Here is a 21,122-nt window from a genome sequence, read left to right as displayed (position 1 = left end):
TTTCTTAGCTTGATGGTGATGTGACGGTACCACAATCGTAATTTATATGAAAAGAACTCCTCAACAGATGAAGAGTTCTTTTTTATTTTCACATTCATTTTTCATCTTTCATTGATTAATAGACATTCCAACAAATACCTCTAAAAAGAACATAAATTCGTAAATGATCAGAACAAACTTTCAAAAGATCCTTACACAATCTATTACCATGCGTACTACTCAATAGGAAAAAATGCCTGCCACTCCCTGAGAAATGTCGAATCTGCAAAATTCATTCAACATTTCCAGGATAATGACAATGGATTATTTTTATAATTCTATTTTCTGGTCACCACGTTTCTCTAGGTTTTTAGCAGTTTTACTTTGGGCAACATCTTTTTGGTCTTTAAAGGTTCCCATGAGAAAATCATAGGCTGGATTCGTAACACCATACCAGTAATTTTCATTTTTGAAGTGATGCCATAAATGAACTTTTTTCATCCATCGCCCCCATGGTGATATTGGTTGAAGGGGGCGATGCGCGATATAATGCTTCCACTCATAAAATAATAAAAAGAGCATAATACCTGCAATAAATGCGTTTGTCATGACAAAGCTGGATGAAAGAAAATAAAAAATCGCTCCTGAAATTGCAATGTTTGGCACACTATACCATAAGGGTAAAAATAATAAATGTAATTCATTCGGATTTGTATGATGGTCATAATGTAGGCGCTTAAGCGTTTTTAATAAAAATGCATTCTTTGGTGGCTTTAGATGAAAAATAAACCTGTGAGTAGCGTACTCAGCTAAGGAATACATAATCATTCCAAAAATAAAAGCACCCCAAATTCCGATAGAGGTTAAATGTAAAATCATAAATCCAAAGCTAGTGAGGAAAAGACAGCTCATAATCAAAATATCAGGATAGGAAAAATATTCTTTAAAATATTTTAGTTTCATTTATCACGCCTCCAGCTTTCTTTATTTTTTTCTATCTTTCCAAAGAGCCAAGCTTTTCTCCAATGTTGTCTTACACAATCTTTCTGCTTCAATCGCATCTCCCTTTAATGCAGCTTTTAATAAATCGTGATAATAGTTGAAGGATAACTCACGATGATCTTTTACAGAAAAATACCTTTTTGCCATATCTATATAAATGGAATCAAAGCTATTTAAAATGAGTAGAAAGATTGGATTGGCAGCAAGCCCAGCACACCTTTTTTGCAAATCCCAATCAAATGCTGCATAGCTTTCTGCACTATTTTCAAGTTGCTCAAGATTAGCAAGGAGAGCAACCACTTTAGGTTGATTAAACGTAACAGCATTACGAATATAAGTCGGAGTCAACGAACTTCTAAATTCTAATAAATACATAATAAATTCATCTGTAATGGTATGATGATTCTCAACAATATTAATAAGTGTCGTTAGATTACCATTGCTCCAATAATCATTAATGATCGATGGCATTCCTTTTCTCCCTGTTATCCATCCACTTCTTCCTAAACGTTGAAGCGCCTCACGAATAGTTGGGCGACCAACACCAAATTCTTTCGCAAGCTCTCTTTCCGGCGGTAAAGTGCTTCCTATAGAATAAACACCGGCCAATATGGATTTAATTAATTCGTTCACAATTTTATCTGAGGTGCGTTCCTTTTCTTTCAAGTCATCGTCTCCTTTATTTTATGGTAATACATGTTCAAGACATTGGTAATACCAAAATTATATAATGAATTTGAATTTTCTGTCAATGATAAAGGAGTGAATTTTTATAATTAGGATTGTCGAACTTTCTATATATTTCTATGAAAAGAATAGTTTATTTTCATTGCTTTCGCGCTCAATTTCTTTAATTTTAAGAAAATTTATTTATCAATCCGCTATTTTAGAAAAAGGAAAAAACCATCACTATAGAACCAGGAGAAGATCCATTTTATTTATGATTAATGACAATGACAAGATAGAAAATTATGAACTGGAAGGTGTAAAGTTCACCTTTGCTAAGATGACTGGAAGGAATATAAAGGGGATGAAAATGATTGTTCCTGCAAAAGGAAAGGACAATGCCTATCAAGTTGTAATTATTGAGGATGTTTTAAATAAAGCTGAATTAGAAAAGATTATACTTTCCATGCTAAATCAAAAAATAGGGTTCTTAAGATAAGTATCTTAAGAACCCTATTTTTTGAAAAGAACTTCTAAATTGGACTGAGGAAATTTAGGATTCCTAAAATAACTAAGATCTAATTAACCATAGAAGTATAAAATTCCCATTTTGGGCGTACTTCAGAATATTAGCTTGATAGCGATGGGGGAGCACCCCATCACCATCAAGCTAATACTTTCATATCCCTCTAAATTAAAATTTTCTTTCTCTACAGATAGCTATTCTGAGAAGCCGCTCATTTTTTCGTTTTGGGGGCATTTCTTTTTCTTAAGTTGATGGGCATGTATGGTGACTTCTATTAGACGATAGTGAATTAACAATTTCGGGGTTCAGTTCAACTTTATTCAAAATAAGATTTTTTTGCAGTAAAATCAATGTTAGTGGAAATTTTTTATCAAATTTTTTTCTAAATTAACATAAATACTTGCAATGTTTAAATTAGTACTATATAGTTCTAGTTATGACAAAGGTAAAATTAATGAATCAAAAACGTGTGATTGAAGTAGCTGCAACATTATTTTTAGAAAAAGGGTTTGCTTATACAAGTATGGATGAATTAGTACGTGTAAGCAAAGTTTCAAAGTCTAATGTGTATTATCACTTTTCTAATAAGGAAGTATTATTAGAAGGGGTCGTTGATTATTGGATTGAAATGTATCAATCTGCAATTGATGACGTACTTTCTCAGAACCAATTTTTAGTTGAAGATCGTATCCAACTGTTTTTAAAGCAATTATCACAAGGAGTTCAATCGAGAGAGTATAAGGGGAGCTGTCCATTTATTACTCTTTATATTCAAAGTCCTAAACAGGCCACGCAAATAAAAGAAAAAATAGGTCTTTTTTTTACAGGATTACAAAAGAAAGTTTCTCTATTACTTAAACAAGGGGTAGAGAATGGAGAATTCAGAAATACGATTCATATTGATGAGGTTGCATCACTGTTTATTACAAATCTTGAAGGAGCGTTATTTATTTCAGAAACATTGAAAGATGCAACTGTAATCACGAAAACAGCAGATCATTTTTTAAAATTGCTTCGATAAAAGAAGCATTTTTTTTACATCAAATTAGTACTGAGTAGTACTAAAAAGGGGGATTTTATATGAGAACAGTATTTTTAACTGGTGGAACAGGCTTTATTGGAAAGCAATTAGTAAAAGAATTAGCCAAAGAGGATGTTAAAATTCTTCTTTTAGTAAGGTCGAAAAGTAAAGCAATACGCATTTTTCAAGAAAGAGGCATCTTAAAAAAGGCAGTTATGCACTTTATTGAAGGTGATTTGACGAAAATAGATTTAGGTCTAAGTGCTGAAGATAAGGAGAGGGTATTGAAAACGGATGTGATTATTCACGCAGGAGGCCCCATGGATATTCAAGCGACAAGTAAAGAGGCAGCTTCCGTATTTTTAAATGGCGCCAAACATATTAGTGAATTAGCTAAAAGTATTCATCAATTGAAGGGCTTGCAACAATTTATTCATGTTGTAGGTTATATGAGCCCCTTTGATGATAAAAATAGCAAGATTGCAATTGATGTGTTTAAAGAAGGAAACAATTATTTGAAAATAAAAAATCCATATGAGAGAACAAAATTTTTAGCAGATCTTTATATCCGTCACCAGGCATCAGCAGTAGGTTATCCGCTTTCTGTAATTAATCCGCCAACTGTAGTCGGTAGTAGTAAAACAGGGAGTACAGAGCAGATAGCAGGATTAGGTTTGCTTGTGATGAGCATGCGAAGAGGGCTCATGCCAGTGATTCCTGGGGATAAGGGATATAGGTTACCACTTATTTCAAACGATGAGCTTGCGAAGTTTATTGTGCAGGTTTTCAGATTGGAACAACCGACTATTCAAACATATACACTTGTTGAAGACAAACAGCACGATCAGAACATTGCTGAATTATTAAGTATTATGTCGGAAAGTATGAATATGAGGGCACCAAAAATCTCTGTCCCAATGCCACTTATGAAAGCAATTATGAATAGTGGAGTAAGTAAAATAACAAAAATTCCTTCTGATGGACTGAATTTTATTACAAAACGAAAATTTTCAAATGTTTCAGCGAAAAAAATTATGGGAGGAGATTGGTTTAAGAAGAAGAGTGTAATGAAATTTTTCCCTGCCGTAGTAGCTGATCTGGATTATCGAATGATGTATCAAAATGGCCAGCATAATCATTTATTTAAACGAACATTATGCGATAACAATACCCTTTACCAATTACAAGGAGAGGGTAAACCGTTTATTTTATTACATGGTTTATTGAGTGATGGAGAGGATTTATTTCCTTTAGCACATGAGCTTCATGAAAAAACTGGTCAACCTGTATGGATCTTGGATCTTCCAGGTTTGGGACGTTCTCCTTTTAAACAAGAGAAAAATCTTCTAGGTATCTATTTGAATGTAGTGAAAAAGTTATTGGAGAAAGCTACTAATGGTGCACATCTAATTGGCCATTCATTCGGTGCGTTTATTCTTCTGGAAGCATTGGTACAAGAGTACATAGATAAGAAGTATGCAATCACTTTACTTCAGCCACCTGTTGCTAAAAAAAATGCTAAATCGCTAAATGTTCCTCAATTTATGAACAAATGGACATTAAAATTGGCAACTACTAATTTGATAGGGCGTTATTTATTAAGTAATGGTTTGTTTGAAAGTATGGAGAGCATCCCTGAACATTATATCGAAAAAATAAGTAACAGTTTTACTTCTCCTAGAATTTTAAATACTACGGTTCAGCTTAATAGTTTACTACTGAAAAACAATCAAGGTGATTTCAGTGAAGTAACAAAGTATAATCTTCACATTATTTGGGGGGATTATGACAGAGGCTATTCTGCTCCATCGCATCTTGGTAAGGTTGATTTTGTTCCATATGGCCATCATTTTCCTCTTAGCCACCCGAGTGAAACGGCAACATTAGTAATAAAAAATAGTAATACTAGCAGATGAGAGTGTGGGATAAATAAAAAGTGTGTAGTAAGATTGTTGTGTCTTTGAAATAAAATCGTACTGTTTGGGGTCCCATCCCATCACCATCAAGTTAAAATTTTATAATGCTCCAAAACGAAAAATTTGAGTCTTTTATAGCAATGAAGTTCATTTTATCGTTTTGGGGCAACCTGATCTGTTAGGTTGATGGACATGGAGTACTGCCAACAAGACGCGAATTTTGCACGCTAAGCAAAAAAAACAATAAGCTGTCCACATGGACAGCTTATTTACATAATTCTCGTTATTGGAAGTTGATTAAAATTAGTTTATTTGTCTTATAAGTTAAATCGAGAACAATTAGATCCCAAAATATTTCATTTCTTTTTGTATGTTATTTAAGGCAAATCTCTTTCGTTTTTTAAAGAAGTTCTTTGGTTCGTTTGAAGATAATCTCCAAAGAAGTCGTGTATCCTGAGATTGTTAGAGTAAGGGCTTGAACAAATTCCCAACCATCCTCAGCATGTTCGATAATAATACGCTTATAATCTTCTTTGGGTTGCCCTTTCCATCCATCAATTTCGACTTTCACAAATTTGTAATCATACATATTCTTCCACCCCTTTTTTCTTAATTGTACCATTTAGAAGAAGCGATGTATTGTACTTTTTTGACTGTATACTCTATACATATGCAGTTAACATAACGAATCATTATCGGTAGCAAGTTTTTCATAGAATCCTTATTTTTACCAAATTCTTTGTCTCTATGTCTATCTATCTCTTATACAAGATTTTATACATCATTGATATAGCGGGGATTCTAGGGATCTTCGCTATTCTTTTTTGCATAAAATCTTGTATAGAAAAGTAGTTAGACTAGTGTGTTTTACTTCGGTTCATTTCAAAATATAATTGAAAATTCATCTTTAAATTAAAAAAAGAAGGTGTTACCTTTATATATTAATAACTTCGAAATATTGTATAACAGAAAATTTTTATGCATTATGATTAGCATTGTTTATTGTGCTAACGAATCAGGATAGTGTGGCGACCGACTAAATAGTTGCTTATCCTCAATTATTAGAAGGGAAGTTCTATCATTTCGCGAATTGATTAGACATAGACGAGTGCTATAATTTTCTATATCTACATAAAGAGGTGACTACGCATGAATCAAAGACCGTCAGAAGAAGAATACGCCGGGGGCTCCGGCGAATATATCCGTTTGGTGCCGGACGGTAACATCATCGACATTCTGCTCGCCCAGGAAAAGCAAATGACCGAGCTCCTGGCATCGTTGACCGAAAGCCAGGCCGCATATCGGTATGCGGAAGGAAAATGGACGCTGAAAGAAGTCGTGGGCCACATTGCAGACGCGGAACGCGTCATGACCTACCGCCTGCTCCGGTTCGCAAGAGGGGACCAGACGTCTCTGACCGGTTTCGATCAGGAATTGTTCATGCCTCCTTTCGGAAGCTGGACAACCGCGCAATTGGCCGAAGACTACCGGGCCGTACGGCAATCAACGATCACATTGCTGCGCGGGCTACCGGCGGAGGCGTGGACCCGCAAGGGCACAGCCAACAACCTAAGCATTACGGCGCGCGCCCTCGCGTACGGAATCGCAGGACACGAACTTCATCACATGGGGGTCATCCGAAACCGGTACTTGAGTTAATCATCAGCTGAGACCTCTGGAATGGAACAAACACCTCTCATACAACCTTAGATACCGTTCTTATTGGGGTCCCGCCCCACAACCATCAACTTAAGGAGTTAGACTATTTTTGAAATTAAAAGCACGTTACTATTCTCTTATGTTAATGAGAAAGGGTGACGTGCTTTTTATGAATATGCACCAAAAACAAGAGTTATATCGATTTTTTTCATTTGGGGGTATTTGTTTTTCTTAGCTTGATAGTGATGGGGCACTACTCTATAATGGTCAAATTAAAATTAAAAACAGTTATAAAGACTCCATTCCTCCGAAATATTGTAACTATTAAGTTGTAAAAAGAACCGTAGTTTTTCACTTTTGAAAAAGCTATGGTCTTTTTAATTATAGCAAAGATATGATGCGAGGGAGGTTTTTATAAATCAAAAAAATTTGATTAATTAGTTGCATAAAGAACTAAACAGTGTATATACTATAAACATCAAAAAAAGTTGATGAAGGGAGAGTGAACTAAAGTGGCACAAGATTTTCAGCTCTATGAGAAAAAATTTAAAGCGTTGGCAGATCAAAAACGTTTAGAAATCATGTATGAGCTTTGTCAGCGAGGCCAGACGTGTGTATGTGATTTAACTGAAGTTTTTGAAATGACACAATCTAAGTTGTCCTATCATTTAAAGATTTTATTAGATGCAGGTTTAATTGTAAAAGAAACAAAAGGTACGTGGAGTTATTATGATTTAAATGATGCGGAAGTAAATAATTTATTATCAGAAGAATTGTGTTGTATCTTTAGAAAAACAGGCAAAGGTAGCTGCTGTTAAAATTTTAATTTATTAATCAAAAAAAATTGATTAATGATATATAAAGAGGAGGAATAAGGTATGAGATATGTTCACGTTGGTATAAACGTTACGAATTTAGAGAAGTCTATTGAATTTTATGAAAAGGTATTTGGTGTTTCACCAGTTAAGGTGAAAACGGATTATGCAAAATTTTTATTAGAGACGCCAGGGCTTAATTTTACGCTGAACGTACGAGATGAGGTGAAGGGAAATCAGGTAAATCACTTTGGTTTCCAAGTGGATACAGCTGAAGAAATCACATTACATAAAGAAAGATTAGAAAAAGAAGGTTTCTTTGCGCGTGATGAGATGGATACAACTTGTTGCTATGCGGTTCAAGATAAGTTTTGGCTAACAGACCCTGATGGAAATGAGTGGGAATTCTTTTATACGAAAGCAGATAGTGATGTTCACAAAATAGAAGAGTCATCTTGTTGCACGACTTCAAATGAGGTAGCTAAAAATTCTTGTTGTTAGTAGGAGATGGAAAATAAAATGAAACGTTTATCTTTTCTAGACCGATATTTAACACTATGGATTTTTCTAGCGATGGCTGTTGGGATTGGTTTAGGGTTTGTGTTTCCTAGTGTAGTAGACGGACTGAATACATTACAAGTTGGAACGACGTCTATTCCACTTGCTGTTGGTTTAATTGTAATGATGTATCCACCATTAGCGAAAGTTCGCTATGAGGAAATGGGCCGAGTATTTAAAGATGTTAAAGTGTTAGTTCTATCTTTAGTACAAAACTGGATTATTGGTCCGGTACTTATGTTTGTTTTAGCAATTATTTTTCTTCCTGATAAACCAGAATACATGGTTGGTCTCATTATGATTGGGTTAGCACGTTGTATTGCAATGGTCATTGTTTGGAACGATCTTGCCGATGGAGATAAAGAGTATGCGGCAGGTTTAGTTGCTTTTAATTCGGTATTTCAAATGTTATTCTTCTCAGTTTATGCATACGTGTTTGTAACCGTAATTCCAGAATGGTTAGGAATTGAAGGTGCTATTGTCGATATTACAATGATTGAAGTAGCAAAATCGGTATTTATCTATTTGGGAATTCCTTTTATAGCAGGTATGTTGACACGCTTTGTACTAGTTAAGCTAAAAGGAAGACAGTGGTATGAAAAGGTATTTATACCTAAGATTAGTCCACTTACACTACTCGCATTACTATTTACAATCATCGTTATGTTCTCTTTAAAAGGGGAAATGATTGTTAGCGTACCACTAGATGTAGTAAGAATAGCAATTCCATTACTCATTTATTTTATTGTAATGTTTTTTGTTTCTTTCTTTATGGGAAGAAAAATTGGTGCAAATTATCCAGTGACTACAACATTAGCATTTACAGCAGGTAGTAATAACTTTGAATTAGCGATTGCTGTAGCAGTTGGTGTGTTTGGTATTCATTCGGGCGCAGCATTCGCAGCTGTTATCGGTCCTTTAGTTGAAGTACCTGTAATGATTGCACTTGTAAACGTTGCTTTTTGGTTTAAGCGTAAATATTTTAATGACCAACCAGTCTAAATTAAAAAATAAAGGTGGAAAATACCATGGAAAACAAAAAGACAATCTATTTCTTATGTACAGGAAATTCATGCCGAAGCCAAATGGCAGAAGCATGGGGAAAGAAATATTTAGGAGATAAGTGGAATGTGTATTCTGCAGGAATCGAAGCACATGGAGTAAATCCAAACGCAATTAAAGCAATGAATGAAGTAAATATAGACATAACAAATCAAACATCAGATATAATTGATGCAAACATTTTAAATAGTGCTGATTTAGTCGTTACGCTTTGTAGTCATGCAGATGCTGTATGCCCATCTACTCCGCCGCATGTGAATCGTGTTCACTGGGGATTTGATGATCCAGCAGGAAAAGAATGGTCTGAATTTCAACGTGTTCGCGATGAAATTGGAGAACGTATAAAGCGATTTTCTGAAACAGGGGAGTAAATAAAGAAAAGAGTCAATCTTCTATTGTGTTGGAGATTGGCTCTTTTCTTTATTATATATTTCATTAGTTTAAAACAACTATTAAAAAGAATATAGAATATTCTGTCATGGTGGTAAAGTTAGAATAAAGTGGTTTCATAAAGGTGGTTTAACTTATGATTTCTGAATTAAGCAAGAATGATTTTTATAAATGTAGTAGTTTAATAAATGAACAAGGCCAAGTAGAAGTCAAAGCTGTAATTGCAGGGATGAATCCTGGTCGTATATTTGTAGATAACATATCTTCTCCTAATTCGGGTCTTATTTGGTTAGGCAATAATGATGGCTTCTTTTTTATAGGAAGTGCAGAAAATGAAAAGTTTAATAATGAAATTAATAGTTTTATTGATAATGTGATAGAGCCTGAGGCGAGAAAGGTTGGACTAAATTGTTTTGAAGCAATTGGTAATCATTCAAAGTGGAACAAAACAATTGAAAGAATATTTCAGCACCGTAACTTAAAGAGTTGGAATCAAAGAGTTGGAATCAAAGAGTGTATACGCAAAAAAAAGAAGATTATGAAGATCATTATGGACCTAAAATTGAAGAAGGATATACAGTGCTAAAAATGAGTAAAGCTCTCTATGAAAATAAAGGAAACATATTGAAGAATATTGAATTTTTACAATCAAAAATTTTAGAGTTTTGGTCTTCACCGGATCGTTTTTTCAATGAGGGAATCGGTTATTGCATTGTCTATGATTATCTAATTGTGAGTGTTTGTTTTTCAGGGTTTGTATTTGAAAATATACACTGCATAGATATTGAAACAATAGAAGGGCACCAAGGGAAAAAATTAGCTCAAAAGATAGCTCATAGTTTTGTGAAAGATTGTTTAGAGAATAACATTACTCCATATTGGGACTGTATGGAATTGAACAAGCCTTCTGTCGCAGTTGTGGAAAATGTAGGGTTTACAAATGTATGTAACTATGTAGGATATTATTTTCTATTTGATGAATAATTTGTTGATGCGATGAAACGATAGGCATGAGTTAGTTCTATAAGTTTATGAGCCGCAAATGCGGCTTTTTTATTTGTGTCGTAATTAGTTTTAGGATTCTTTTTTGAAAAACTGAATGATTTTTTTAGAATTATCCTCACGTAGATCATAACCTTCGCCGTGCGTTTCATCGCTCGCTTTTGCTATTACGATGTCACCATCAGACTCTATCCAAACAAAGAATTCTTGTATAGAATTATCTTGATAAGTAACCTTCATTTTTGAATGTATATAGTTTTTGGCCTCTTGATCTAGAAGGAGTGTTTTTTTCTCTGCGCTTTCCATACTTGTAAAAATTTTTTTCATATTTTCTTTATTTACTACTGGATTACTACTTTTTGAATTCACAGGACTAATCTCAAGTTTTCTCACTTCTTTTTGTTCAAACATAACGTTTTCATATACAATTTCTTTTTCTTTCACTGCTGTGGATGCTTCTTTATTGGAAGCTTTCGTTTCATTTGAATTACTTGTACATCCAATTAATAAGGTGATACTTAATGCTCCAATTATACCGAATGTTAAGGTCTTCAATAATATGCCTCCCATCTACTATTTTCTATAATTCTATTTCCTATTTGAAATATCCTAGCTATGCTTAATTAAGTGAAATAAATTTTGCTATGGGGAATAGGATGAATTGCTTGTACCCTAATTTTTTGTATGGAAGGAGAGAACGGGGTGAAACACATAATTAGGAATGTATTAATAAATTATTTTAAAGAAATCGACTCATTAGTACTCGAAGAAGAATTACATAATAATAGTTGGAATACAGATTTACACTATAAAATTAAGGTGAATGGAAAGCGATATTCCGCAAGGTTTATAAATAGCAAACGAACAATCAATCCAGCTTTTGGAACGTTATCGAATGAACAATTGAAAGAGCAAGTACGCTTTACATATTATTTACGTGAGCATGGAATTCCTTTTATGAAAATTAACAAGAATAGGTCAGGGGATTCATTTACAGTAGTCACTTGGAATGATGAACAGTACCGATTTGTATTGGCAAATTGGATTGAAGGAGAGCATCTTACACACGGCACAGAATCTATTGCAGAATCGTTTGGAAAGACGGCAAGAAAGATTCATGATATTTCTAGTACATTTCAAAGCTCGATTTTTCAAAAGAAATCTCATTTGGATGGGTATGCCCAGTTTAAAAGTATGTTAGAAAGTAAGGCAAGCGCATGTAAAGACGTACGGGAGTATATAAATCTAGCTAAATATCATATAGAGTGCGCATATACGAGTGAATTAGAGTTTATCGTACAAACAGACTTAAATCCTTTGAATGTTTTATGGGACTCAAATCAACAGGTAAAAGGAATTGTAGATTTTGAATCAATTGGATATGTAGATCGCATTGAAGGACTAGCCTTTTTAATAAAATGGTATTCTCGAACAGAAGGAATACAGTCACATGAAGTGTGTTCAAGTGTTACTAGTTCATTTTTAGAAGGATATAAGGCTCATAATATTTTAACACCAAATGATTATGAGAGACTTTCTTCATTGTTATGGTTATCCGGTAGTTTGAATTGGAATTTTGTAAAGAAAACGCTAAGTGTATTAGATGATGCGAGGCGGTTAGAGGAGCATTTGAAAGTTTATAGAGTAAGGGGAGAGAGGTTGTCTTCATTATTAATTTGTAGATAACCTTTCTTCTCCTTTGGGATTTATAAAACAAAACATATGAGGTGTTCTAAAAATGAAAATACAAATTGTATTGTTTGATGGTTTTGGAGAGCTTGTCTCCTTTGCACCTTTTGAAGTATTAAACAGAGCCATAGAAGAAGGAGCTCCGCTTACGGTTGAACTCGTATCAAGTGAACGAAAGCAAGAAGTTACTACTTCGTTTGGAGTTACAGTTAAAGTACATGATTTTTTACGGATGGATAATCGTCCAGATTTGTTAATTGTACCTGGTGGTGGCTGGAATCATAAAGCTGAACATGGGGCACGAAAACAAGCAGAGCTTGGTACTTTAACCAAAATGATTAGGGCGATGCACAATGAAGGAACGATTGTTGCTGGCGTTTGTACAGGAGGGATGCTACTAGCTGAATCCGGTATGTTGAATGATAAAAAGGCAACAATGCATCATTTGGCGCAGAGTGAAATTAATAAATATGGAGCAGAACTTCTTCCTTACAGAATTGTGGATCAGGGCGATATGATTACTGCAAGAGGGGTCACTTCAGGAGTTGATTTGGGACTTTGGATCACGGAAAGATTCGCAAATCCTAAAATTGCAGCTGCCGTTGAATATAGAATGGAATATGAGCGGCGAGGCGTTGTTTGGAAGTAATTTGACTTCTTTTTTATCCTATTTTAAATGGTAGTAAGACTCCCACCTCAAAATTCAGCGAATGGGAGGGAGGGCTGCCCGTAAAAGCCCAATGGATATGTACTAATAATCAGTGGGGATGACAAAACTCATACTGATTAAAGTTTCATTTTATAACTTTTTACTTTATTAATAGTAGATTTGTTAGAAAGGATAATCATTAATTGATATAATGAATGGATGTGAAGCAGGAAATAGATAGAAAGATACTGCTAGTAATTTATACTTAAAATGTTGGGAGATTGAACAGAGTTATGGGGACAGAAAAAGAAATTAGTTCCGCTAAATTAATATGGAAGATGACGCGCCCGCATACATTAACGGCGACGTTTTCTCCTGTAATTTTAGGGACGGTGGCATCACTTTATGTTGCCGAAATTGATTGGCTTTTATTTATTGCGATGATGGTTGCATGTTTAGCATTGCAAATCGCAACGAACTTATTTAATGAGTACTATGATTTCAAACGTGGATTAGATACAGCTGATTCTGTTGGAATTGGTGGTGGAATTGTTCGTCATGGATTGAAACCAAAAAATGTTTTAACAGTTGCGCTTTTATTGTATGTAGTAGCAGCATTAATTGGCATTTATATTTGTATGAATAGTAGCTGGTGGTTAGTCGTCATCGGTTTAATTGGAATGGCGGTTGGCTATTTATATACAGGTGGTCCATTACCTATTGCGTACACTCCGTTTGGAGAATTAGTTTCTGGGTTATTAATGGGGACATGCTTTGTACTCATTGCTTTCTTTATTCAAACGAATACTGTAACAGTTGAAAGTATATTGATTTCCATTCCAATTGGAATTTTAGTCGGTGCAATCAACATGTCCAATAACATCCGAGATATCGAAGAAGATATTAAAGGTGGAAGAAAGACATTAGTAATCCTCCTTGGGAGAGAAAAAGCAATAGTAACACTAGCGGTAGCCTTTTTCATTGCTTATTTATGGATCGCTATAATTGTATTGATGGGTTATATAAGCCCTTGGGCATTAGTGATGTTCTTAGGCTTGAGAAAGCCAATTTCTGCAATTCAAAGTTTCCAAAAAGGAGCAAAAGATCCCGGTTATATGCGCATCGCCATGAAATCAACAGCGATGACAAATACGATTTTTGGCTTCTTATTATCAGCAGGATTATTAATTAGTTATCTGTTTTAGATAAAAAATCTTGTTAATTAACTTAACCCCAATTTCTCAATTTTTATATAGAGAGAGATTGGGGTTTTTATTTTGACTTTGTTTCATGTTGAAAACAGTTTCATTCGAAATGCAAATACCAATAAATTGCAACTTCATCACTTGTCTTATCCAAACCTGTATAAACAAGAAAATCAAACCCACCAATTACAAATCCACATTTTTCATAAAATTTACATGCTGCGACATTATTATTTTGCGTTTCAAGCATGATACCTGGCATATTGCCTTCTTTTGTCCACTTCTTTGCTTGAGCAACTAATCTTTTACCAACCCCGAGTGTACGATATTTTTTATCCACCGTTATATCTTCTATGTAAGCATAGTTATTCCAATTCTTTTTCAATACTATGAATCCAATGATTTGGTTATGTAACAGTGCTATGTAAATTATTTGATGGGGCTTATTTATATATTCATTGTACGCCAGTTCTTCATGATCATTTTGTAAATAACTTTTTTCATAACTCGGAACGTCTTCTACTGTATATTCTATGCGTCTATTTACTTTTGAAAGAGAAAGCATTAACCGAGCATTCACTATAAAACTGTCATCAATCTCCGGAAAATTATCTAAATCATTTGTTTCTAACTCTCTAATTAAAAGGTTCATCGTGATACCTCCAAATTATATTATTTCTTCTGGTTCTTTATGTAATTCAAATTCATTCCAATTACAAAATTATAATAGAATTTCATTAGTAAGGCTATCATTACAAGTTCTTCCTGAAATCATTAAATTTTATAAAGAGAAAGGGTATGAATTTAGGGTATACAATGATGAGGGGCATTTTCGTTTTAACTTTCAGAAAAATCAACATCTATAGTATAAGCTTATTTCTTTTAAAAGTGTTTTTATTACTAAATCAATAACTAAGACAAAAGTCGATTTACTATTTTATAAAGAAATCGGCCCTTTCGTTTATGTATTACGTTACAAGAGATTTCTTATTTTCTCCGGAATGTTTTTTAGAAATCTGTGCAACAGAGCCTTTTTAGTAGGAGTAACTTGTTGAGGATAATTGAAAAATACTATATTAAAATTACACTATAATATTAAAGAATTCCTGACTACAATTCCTATAAATTCTTCTCAATAATTGAAAATAAAATCAATCCAGATTATTATATTGTTATTGTAATTATAAATGTAATTACATTTTATTGAAGGAGGATACATAGATGAAAAACTCAAAAGGCTCTATTGAATCAGAGATAAGCAAAGCAATTACTCATTGGGAAAAGGACTACCTAGGACGCGGGTCTATATCCGTTAAGACAGATATATTACGGGATATGATTATCGTAAATTTACAAGGTATTTTAACGCCAGCTGAATATACTGTTTGCGAAACAAAAGAAGGTATGCTAACTATAAAGAAAAATCGTTCGGAGCTAGTTGAATCTGGAATTGAAGATCTTAAAGAGATTATACTGGAATTAACTGGAGAAAAAGTGAAGAGTTTTCATACAGATATAAGCTCCCGTACAGGTGAACGAGTAATGATTTTTAAATTGTTTCATAATCTTGAGGAAAAGTTTTAAAAATTAAAACCACCGTAGTGTTAGTGGGAGATAATTAAGAAACCTAAAAGTTTTGCACTTTATTTATATTTATTAACATGATAATAATTAAAAACTTGAAATTATTTACGTATAATGAATTTTGATTGAAATAACGCTTGAAAAAATGGATAAATAAATTGACAACCTGCTTAATATAGTTTATCTTATAATTGTTTTAAAAAATTAATAGATGCTTATTTTAACTGTTTGCTATAATTAAGGCTTTAGCATTTTTTTAATATGTAATATTGACTAAATGAAAAAGTTTCTTAATTGAAAGATAGCGCATAACATAAATTGATATATTGATTGCATAATCTAGGAGATCAGAGATATACTGTTATTTTTAATAGGAGTAATACATACATTACTATCCTCTATAAAATGGGAGCTCTTCAAAAAACTTTATTGAAGTTAGTTGAAGTGAAACCGACAATCTCCATAATTCAATGATGATATAAAATCATTGAATTATGGAAGTTGTCGGTTTTTTTTATGGAAAAAACGATGTACTAAAAAGAGTGAATAAAAATTGAAATTAAAAAACTATCGTAATTAAAAGGATTTTTTATAGGTTATTTTCGTTTGGAAGGGAGTATTTTACATGTTAATTTCGCTAAGTTCATCAACACTGTTAACTTTATTTTTTATGGCACTTAGTGCTTCTTGGCTAAGTGGATTATTGTTTTTAAATGCAAGGATACCTTTACGTTTTGTTCATATCCATATTGGTATCGCTGCTGTGCCTTCATTGGTTTCTTTACTCGCACTTGTTAATAACAATGGAGATAGAGCTGTGGGGCCTTGGCATCTAGATACTTTAGCTTGGTTAATGGCTTTCTTTGTTCTTACAATTGGTTTAATCATTCAGCGTTTTTCTGTACGTTACTTAATGGGAGATCGCTCATATCGAAAATACTTTGCACTTTTTACATTTACTACAGGTGTATCTTCGGTTGCATGGGTAAGTGATGATCTTCGCTTCATGATTATTTGTTGGGGCGCAACTCTTATAGGATTGGTTCTACTCATAGGGCTAAATAAAGGGTGGAAAGTAGTTAGTGAAGCAACTAAAATCTCTGGCTATTTATTTACAATAAGTTGGATTGCTTTGCTATCAGCTATCATTTGGCTGTTTCAAATAACTGGACAGTGGCAGTTAACATCAGTTTTAGCGAATGAAAATGTAGTGCAACATGGAACATTGGAAAGAACAGCAATCAATTTATTAATTATATTGGCTGTGATGATTCCAGCAGCACAATGGCCTTTTCAAAGGTGGTTAATTGAGTCTGCTGTTGCTCCAACTCCTGTTTCTGCTATTATGCATGCGGGTTTAGTAAATGCTGGCGGTATCATGTTAACTAGATTTTCACCTCTTTTTCATGATGATATTGCACAAATCATTTTACTAATTTTCTCTAGTATTTCTGTCTTAATAGGTACAGGAATTAGTTTAGTCCAAGTTGATTATAAACGTCAGCTAGTAGGTTCAACTATTGCGCAAATGGGATTTATGCTTATTCAATGTGCATTAGGCGCCTATTTAGCGGCTGTTATTCATTTAATTTTACATGGTTTGTTTAAAGCTACACTGTTTTTACAAGCTGGTTCTTCAGTAGAACGTTTTGGGGTAGTGAAGCAGTCTAATGAAAAGATGTCCAATTTATGGATTATAGTCGGGCGTGTTTTAGGATTATTTATAGCAATTACTTTCTGGTTTATGACTTCTGGAGAGGGGTATCAACTAGTTAGTGCGTTAATATTAGGGTGGTCACTATACTTTTCATGGAAACAGCTTGTTGTTTTTGGAGAGGGAAGAATGGGACGAATTGCTGGCTTAATTGTTTTGATTGGATTCTCTCTCATTTACTTTACTGTTCATAATTCTCTTTATAAATGGTTGCATACTGATATTTATCAAAGTGTTCAATCTTCAGCTTCAGCCGTTATCTTTGTTATATGTATTTTACTATTTAGTAGTGTTATTAGTACTTTCGTTACTCGTCATCAATCTTCTACTTTATTCGCTGTACTTTATCTTTGGTTAGTTCGAGTAGGTGAGGCGAGACGAAAGTCAGTAGAAAGTCACCCAAGCTATCTGAAACATTATGTATCAAAGGGAGGTAATTCGTGATGAGCATACCATCAATATTAAAGAAAGATACAAACATTGATATGCAAGAAAATACTATAAATGATTTAGTTGCATCTGCTAGCCGAGTGATTGCACCACTTTGGCCTATCTCTACGTTTGCAGCTCACCACCCTTGGATGGGACTTGAAAAGCAATCATTTGAACAAGTCGCGAATTGGTTAAAAGAAGGTCGTAATGTGGATATTTATCCTAGTGCCTCCATGATTCATTCGGCAAAAGCGAAAGGTGAGATTGAGGAATCTTTTTTACAAATGAGTTTGTCTCGTTGGCTGGATTCACAATCTTTTCATATCCCGCGAGAGAAAGCAGAGCGATTTTGCCAAGCCGCTTTAAAGTTAGAAAAATTACCTTCTAGTCTATTATCATCGCCAGAAGTAAATAAATTGGCAGAAGAAATGAGTTATATAAATACAGCAAGTATGAAAGCCTCTGTTATGCAGCCAATAAGTTCGCTTATAGAGAATCAAAATAGTGAAAACCTATCTGATGTTCTTAATTATCATATCATTAAATGGTGTAAATTATATCTTGATGACTCCGGATCAAGTTGGACGATGCCAAATCGAGAGAAAGGTTTTTATCGTGCATGGCACCACCTTATTAAATTTGATCCAGCGCTCAGTAAAAATGAGCGTAAAGTTGTAAAAGATTGGCCACAAGATGCCGAAGTAGCTTTAGCGAGAGCATTATCTGAACTAGGAATTTCTGAATCTAATATACAAGCTTACCTTGAAGGGCACTTACTTTCTTTGCCTGGGTGGGCAGGAATGATACGATGGCGCTCACAACAATCAATTCAGGAACAGGAACTTCTCATAGAATATTTAGCAGTTCGAATTTCTATGGAGCTGGCTATTGCAAAACCTTATTTACCTTTAAAAAATCAAAAGGTTGAGAAAAAAGTTTCGATCGTCCCACTTATAGCTTCTTGGATCTATTGGGGGAATATTTCAATAGAGGAATGGTTACAAATGTCTGCTGCTGAACAAAGTGAATTATTAGTATTCGCTTATCGTTTTGATGAAAATATTCGCAGGAAACTTTGGCTCGAAGCTTGGGAACAGACGCATGCAGAGCAATTAAGGGAGAAGATTGCTTCTAAACAATGTGCAACTAATGATAAAAAGCGTGTATTAGCTCAATTAGCATTCTGTATTGATGTACGTTCAGAACCGTTTCGTCGCCACCTTGAAAAATTAGGTCCGTTTGAAACATTTGGAATAGCTGGTTTCTTTGGATTACCAATTGCAACTAGTGAACTAGGTAGTAATAACAACCATCCTTCTTTGCCAGTTATACTCAAACCGAAACATCAAATAAAAGAGCTCACAAATGAAAATGAACTTAAATCTTATGAGCAACGTAAGAGGATAGGTAGTTCGGTGCGTTATACATTTAAAACGATGAAACAGAACGTACTAACAAGTATGGCGCTACCTGAGTTAAGTGGTCCATTACTTGGTCTACAGATGGTGACAAGAAGCTTTGTCCCAAGAGGAGTTGGTGGTTTCATTCGTAACCTTCGTAAAACTATGTTACAAAAACCTGATACAACATTCTCGCTTAATCATGTTCGTGACACAAAAGGTGAGATACCTATCGGTTTTACGAAAGAAGAAAAAGTGAACTATGTGCGTCAAGCTTTAAAAATGGTGGGACTGACAGAAAAATTTGCTCCTTTAGTTGTAATGTGCGGACACAGTAGTCAAAGTACGAACAACCCTTATGCTGCAGCACTTGAGTGTGGTGCTTGTGGCGGAGCAGCAGGAGGATTCAATGCAAGAGTTTTTGCTACTTTATGCAATCTGCCAGAAGTGCGAGAGGCGTTGTTTGCTGAAGGTATTAAAATTCCTGAGGATACCATTTTTGCAGCAGCTGAACATAAAACAACAGTGGACGAATTGGAATGGATTTACGTCCCAGAACTTTCGGAAACTGCGCAAGAAGCATTTGATTGTATCGAGTCGATTATGCCAAATGTGAGCCAGCATGCAAATAGAGAGCGTTTAACGCAATTACCAAATTTTAAAACGAAAATAAAAAATGCGAGTAAAGAGGCACGTCGATTTGCAGAAGATTGGAGTGAAATACGTCCAGAATGGGGATTAGCTCGTAATGCATCTTTTATTATCGGGCAACGAAAATTAACTCAGGATTGTGACTTAGAAGGTAGGGCTTTCCTCCATAATTATGATTGGAAACAGGATGAAAGTGGCGATATATTAGCTAACATTATTGCAGGACCAGGAACAGTAGCTCAGTGGATAAATCTACAATATTACGCTTCAACTGTAGCTCCTCATTATTATGGTAGTGGAAACAAAACAACACAAACTGTAACGGCAGGTCTCGGTGTTATGCAGGGAAATGCAAGTGATTTGTTGCCAGGCTTACCTTGGCAATCCGTTATGCAGTCAGATAGTGAGACGTATCACTCACCACTTCGTTTACTAATTGTAATTCAAGCGCCTATTAAATATATAGAACGTTTGCTAAATAATGATTTCACATTTCGAGAAAAAGTTCAAAATGGATGGGTTAGACTTGCAAGTGTTGATCCAGAGGGACGCTGGAAAAACTGGTAACAATCATGTAATGCATAATCAACTATTGTTACTAGCTTAAAAGTTTCATAAATACAATAATGAAGAAGGAGTGCTCCATATGAATTCAAAGAATAAAAAAGTTTTATTGTTAACAGACATTGAAAACGGAATAGAGCCTATTATCCAACAAGTAACTAACAGTCAACAAGAAAACATATTGACTATACACAGCTACGATTCTGTAATTGTACATCCTTATGGAGATATAATGAGATCTGTTATTATTGCTATTTATCAAGAAAACGTTGAAGAAATTTTTGTTGTCGGAATAGAGGATAAAGAAGCTTCTTCAGTTAATCTACAAACTCAACATGATTTCATAAAAGATAATATAGAATTAGACTATCTCTTTAAAAATTGCATGCCTGAATTTTCAAGTGGTAGCCTGAATGCATGGCTAAGTGGACAAGAAAATGTTAGTGAAAATATTAAGAAGAGTATAGGTATGATTCGTCATCATCCGTTAGTACCTTCTGATATTAAAGTTCATGGTTACATGATTGATAGAACAGGTGGAAAAGAAACGGTTGCAAAAGTTTCTGCTAATAAAGTAGTTGAATACATTAACTAATCTATTAGGGACAAATAAATTCTTAGGTATAAATTACTGTTAT

Annotated in this window: 22 protein-coding genes and 1 pseudogene; 18 read left to right on the top strand and 5 right to left on the bottom strand. The window is 34.2% G+C overall.

Going from position 1 to position 21,122, the window contains the following annotated elements:
* Positions 1-309: 309 nt before the first annotated feature.
* Positions 310-942, bottom strand: a complete 633-nt coding sequence (locus MHH42_RS15820; protein ID WP_000770118.1) for a sterol desaturase family protein — start codon at positions 940-942, stop codon at positions 310-312.
* Positions 943-963: 21 nt separating this feature from the next.
* On the bottom strand, positions 964-1,647 hold the full coding sequence (locus tag MHH42_RS15815) for a GntR family transcriptional regulator (protein ID WP_016108745.1): 684 nt from the start codon (positions 1,645-1,647) through the stop codon (positions 964-966).
* Between the two features lie 274 nt (positions 1,648-1,921).
* Between MHH42_RS15815 and MHH42_RS15810 the strand changes: the two genes are divergently transcribed.
* The 3 genes from MHH42_RS15810 (at position 1,922) to MHH42_RS15800 (ending at position 5,110) form a co-directional block, all read left to right on the top strand.
* Positions 1,922-2,146, top strand: coding sequence for a hypothetical protein (locus tag MHH42_RS15810; protein ID WP_000606437.1), 225 nt, complete (start codon positions 1,922-1,924; stop codon positions 2,144-2,146).
* Positions 2,147-2,627: 481 nt separating this feature from the next.
* Positions 2,628-3,194 (top strand): TetR/AcrR family transcriptional regulator, encoded by a 567-nt coding sequence (locus MHH42_RS15805; protein ID WP_001072318.1) that lies wholly within the window; start codon positions 2,628-2,630, stop codon positions 3,192-3,194.
* 59 nt (positions 3,195-3,253) lie between these two features.
* A complete protein-coding gene (locus tag MHH42_RS15800; protein WP_098146796.1) occupies positions 3,254-5,110 on the top strand; it encodes an alpha/beta fold hydrolase in 1,857 nt (618 codons plus the stop codon).
* A 400-nt stretch (positions 5,111-5,510) separates the two neighbouring features.
* Here MHH42_RS15800 and MHH42_RS15795 read toward each other — a convergent pair whose 3' ends face one another.
* Complete coding sequence (locus MHH42_RS15795) at positions 5,511-5,699, bottom strand: DUF4177 domain-containing protein (protein ID WP_016089115.1); 189 nt, start codon at positions 5,697-5,699, stop codon at positions 5,511-5,513.
* Positions 5,700-6,259: 560 nt separating this feature from the next.
* Here MHH42_RS15795 and MHH42_RS15790 point away from each other — a divergent pair.
* The 7 genes from MHH42_RS15790 to MHH42_RS15760 all read left to right on the top strand — a co-directional run bounded on the left by MHH42_RS15790 (position 6,260) and on the right by MHH42_RS15760 (position 10,578).
* A complete protein-coding gene (locus MHH42_RS15790; RefSeq protein ID WP_016108741.1) occupies positions 6,260-6,769 on the top strand; it encodes a DinB family protein in 510 nt (169 codons plus the stop codon).
* Positions 6,770-7,281: 512 nt separating this feature from the next.
* A complete protein-coding gene (gene arsR / locus MHH42_RS15785) occupies positions 7,282-7,587 on the top strand; it encodes an arsenical resistance operon transcriptional regulator ArsR (RefSeq protein WP_000046018.1) in 306 nt (101 codons plus the stop codon).
* Between the two features lie 60 nt (positions 7,588-7,647).
* Positions 7,648-8,085: an ArsI/CadI family heavy metal resistance metalloenzyme gene (locus tag MHH42_RS15780; RefSeq protein ID WP_001271012.1), complete on the top strand. Its 438-nt coding sequence runs from the start codon at positions 7,648-7,650 to the stop codon at positions 8,083-8,085.
* A gap of 18 nt (positions 8,086-8,103) precedes the next feature.
* Positions 8,104-9,144, top strand: coding sequence for an ACR3 family arsenite efflux transporter (arsB, locus tag MHH42_RS15775; RefSeq protein WP_000826571.1), 1,041 nt, complete (start codon positions 8,104-8,106; stop codon positions 9,142-9,144).
* Between the two features lie 26 nt (positions 9,145-9,170).
* The gene (gene arsC / locus MHH42_RS15770; protein WP_000428336.1) at positions 9,171-9,575 is read left to right on the top strand and encodes an arsenate reductase (thioredoxin); all 405 of its coding nucleotides are present in this window, start codon (positions 9,171-9,173) and stop codon (positions 9,573-9,575) included.
* A gap of 155 nt (positions 9,576-9,730) precedes the next feature.
* On the top strand, positions 9,731-10,180 hold the full coding sequence (locus MHH42_RS15765; protein ID WP_340893586.1) for a GNAT family N-acetyltransferase: 450 nt from the start codon (positions 9,731-9,733) through the stop codon (positions 10,178-10,180).
* A complete protein-coding gene (locus MHH42_RS15760; protein ID WP_340893585.1) occupies positions 10,108-10,578 on the top strand; it encodes a GNAT family N-acetyltransferase in 471 nt (156 codons plus the stop codon). The genes MHH42_RS15765 and MHH42_RS15760 overlap by 73 nt, the downstream gene beginning before the upstream one ends.
* A 90-nt stretch (positions 10,579-10,668) precedes the next feature.
* Here MHH42_RS15760 and MHH42_RS15755 read toward each other — a convergent pair whose 3' ends face one another.
* Entirely contained in the window at positions 10,669-11,151 is a 483-nt protein-coding gene (locus MHH42_RS15755; RefSeq protein WP_016108737.1) for a hypothetical protein, read from the bottom strand.
* Positions 11,152-11,280: 129 nt separating this feature from the next.
* Here MHH42_RS15755 and MHH42_RS15750 point away from each other — a divergent pair, with 129 nt between their 5' ends.
* From MHH42_RS15750 to menA, 3 genes are all read left to right on the top strand, one after another.
* Positions 11,281-12,282, top strand: a complete 1,002-nt coding sequence (locus tag MHH42_RS15750; protein ID WP_131202362.1) for a phosphotransferase enzyme family protein — start codon at positions 11,281-11,283, stop codon at positions 12,280-12,282.
* A 52-nt stretch (positions 12,283-12,334) separates the two neighbouring features.
* The gene (locus MHH42_RS15745; protein WP_070173446.1) at positions 12,335-12,934 is read left to right on the top strand and encodes a DJ-1/PfpI family protein; all 600 of its coding nucleotides are present in this window, start codon (positions 12,335-12,337) and stop codon (positions 12,932-12,934) included.
* A 293-nt stretch (positions 12,935-13,227) separates the two neighbouring features.
* A complete protein-coding gene (menA, locus tag MHH42_RS15740) occupies positions 13,228-14,139 on the top strand; it encodes a 1,4-dihydroxy-2-naphthoate polyprenyltransferase (protein WP_016108734.1) in 912 nt (303 codons plus the stop codon).
* A 100-nt stretch (positions 14,140-14,239) separates the two neighbouring features.
* On the opposite strand, the gene satA is transcribed toward menA, so the two are convergent.
* Positions 14,240-14,791: a streptothricin N-acetyltransferase SatA gene (gene satA, locus MHH42_RS15735; protein ID WP_097838251.1), complete on the bottom strand. Its 552-nt coding sequence runs from the start codon at positions 14,789-14,791 to the stop codon at positions 14,240-14,242.
* 97 nt (positions 14,792-14,888) lie between these two features.
* Here satA and MHH42_RS15730 point away from each other — a divergent pair.
* The 5 genes and pseudogenes from MHH42_RS15730 to MHH42_RS15710 form a co-directional block, all read left to right on the top strand.
* Positions 14,889-15,005: pseudogene (locus MHH42_RS15730) on the top strand (polysaccharide deacetylase family protein); the annotation flags it as partial.
* A gap of 355 nt (positions 15,006-15,360) precedes the next feature.
* Positions 15,361-15,723, top strand: coding sequence for a DUF2294 domain-containing protein (locus MHH42_RS15725; protein WP_000798167.1), 363 nt, complete (start codon positions 15,361-15,363; stop codon positions 15,721-15,723).
* A gap of 625 nt (positions 15,724-16,348) precedes the next feature.
* Positions 16,349-17,881 carry an NADH dehydrogenase subunit 5 gene (locus tag MHH42_RS15720; protein ID WP_097838250.1) on the top strand — a complete coding sequence of 511 codons (1,533 nt, stop codon included), beginning with the start codon at positions 16,349-16,351 and terminating at the stop codon, positions 17,879-17,881.
* Positions 17,881-20,487, top strand: a complete 2,607-nt coding sequence (locus MHH42_RS15715) for a DUF2309 domain-containing protein (protein ID WP_097838249.1) — start codon at positions 17,881-17,883, stop codon at positions 20,485-20,487. The genes MHH42_RS15720 and MHH42_RS15715 overlap by 1 nt, the downstream gene beginning before the upstream one ends.
* A gap of 79 nt (positions 20,488-20,566) precedes the next feature.
* A complete protein-coding gene (locus tag MHH42_RS15710; protein WP_097838248.1) occupies positions 20,567-21,079 on the top strand; it encodes a carbonic anhydrase in 513 nt (170 codons plus the stop codon).
* Positions 21,080-21,122 lie beyond the last annotated feature (43 nt).

The organism is Bacillus sp. FSL L8-0099, from assembly GCF_038006385.1.
GTDB classification, from domain to species: Bacteria; Bacillota; Bacilli; order Bacillales; family Bacillaceae_G; genus Bacillus_A; species Bacillus_A toyonensis.
This window is presented reverse-complemented; position numbering and strand designations above follow the sequence as displayed.

Coding starts and splice junctions, on each gene's coding strand:
- MHH42_RS15720 (WP_097838250.1), top strand. CDS start 16,349: ATGTTAATTTCGCTAAGTTCATCAACACTGTTAACTTTATTTTTTATG.
- MHH42_RS15790 (WP_016108741.1), top strand. CDS start 6,260: ATGAATCAAAGACCGTCAGAAGAAGAATACGCCGGGGGCTCCGGCGAA.
- MHH42_RS15800 (WP_098146796.1), top strand. CDS start 3,254: ATGAGAACAGTATTTTTAACTGGTGGAACAGGCTTTATTGGAAAGCAA.
- MHH42_RS15745 (WP_070173446.1), top strand. CDS start 12,335: ATGAAAATACAAATTGTATTGTTTGATGGTTTTGGAGAGCTTGTCTCC.
- MHH42_RS15795 (WP_016089115.1), bottom strand. CDS start 5,699: ATGTATGATTACAAATTTGTGAAAGTCGAAATTGATGGATGGAAAGGG.
- arsC (WP_000428336.1), top strand. CDS start 9,171: ATGGAAAACAAAAAGACAATCTATTTCTTATGTACAGGAAATTCATGC.
- MHH42_RS15765 (WP_340893586.1), top strand. CDS start 9,731: ATGATTTCTGAATTAAGCAAGAATGATTTTTATAAATGTAGTAGTTTA.
- MHH42_RS15750 (WP_131202362.1), top strand. CDS start 11,281: ATGGAAGGAGAGAACGGGGTGAAACACATAATTAGGAATGTATTAATA.
- MHH42_RS15725 (WP_000798167.1), top strand. CDS start 15,361: ATGAAAAACTCAAAAGGCTCTATTGAATCAGAGATAAGCAAAGCAATT.
- MHH42_RS15715 (WP_097838249.1), top strand. CDS start 17,881: ATGAGCATACCATCAATATTAAAGAAAGATACAAACATTGATATGCAA.
- MHH42_RS15805 (WP_001072318.1), top strand. CDS start 2,628: ATGAATCAAAAACGTGTGATTGAAGTAGCTGCAACATTATTTTTAGAA.
- MHH42_RS15710 (WP_097838248.1), top strand. CDS start 20,567: ATGAATTCAAAGAATAAAAAAGTTTTATTGTTAACAGACATTGAAAAC.
- arsB (WP_000826571.1), top strand. CDS start 8,104: ATGAAACGTTTATCTTTTCTAGACCGATATTTAACACTATGGATTTTT.
- MHH42_RS15810 (WP_000606437.1), top strand. CDS start 1,922: ATGATTAATGACAATGACAAGATAGAAAATTATGAACTGGAAGGTGTA.
- MHH42_RS15820 (WP_000770118.1), bottom strand. CDS start 942: ATGAAACTAAAATATTTTAAAGAATATTTTTCCTATCCTGATATTTTG.
- MHH42_RS15780 (WP_001271012.1), top strand. CDS start 7,648: ATGAGATATGTTCACGTTGGTATAAACGTTACGAATTTAGAGAAGTCT.
- menA (WP_016108734.1), top strand. CDS start 13,228: ATGGGGACAGAAAAAGAAATTAGTTCCGCTAAATTAATATGGAAGATG.
- satA (WP_097838251.1), bottom strand. CDS start 14,791: ATGAACCTTTTAATTAGAGAGTTAGAAACAAATGATTTAGATAATTTT.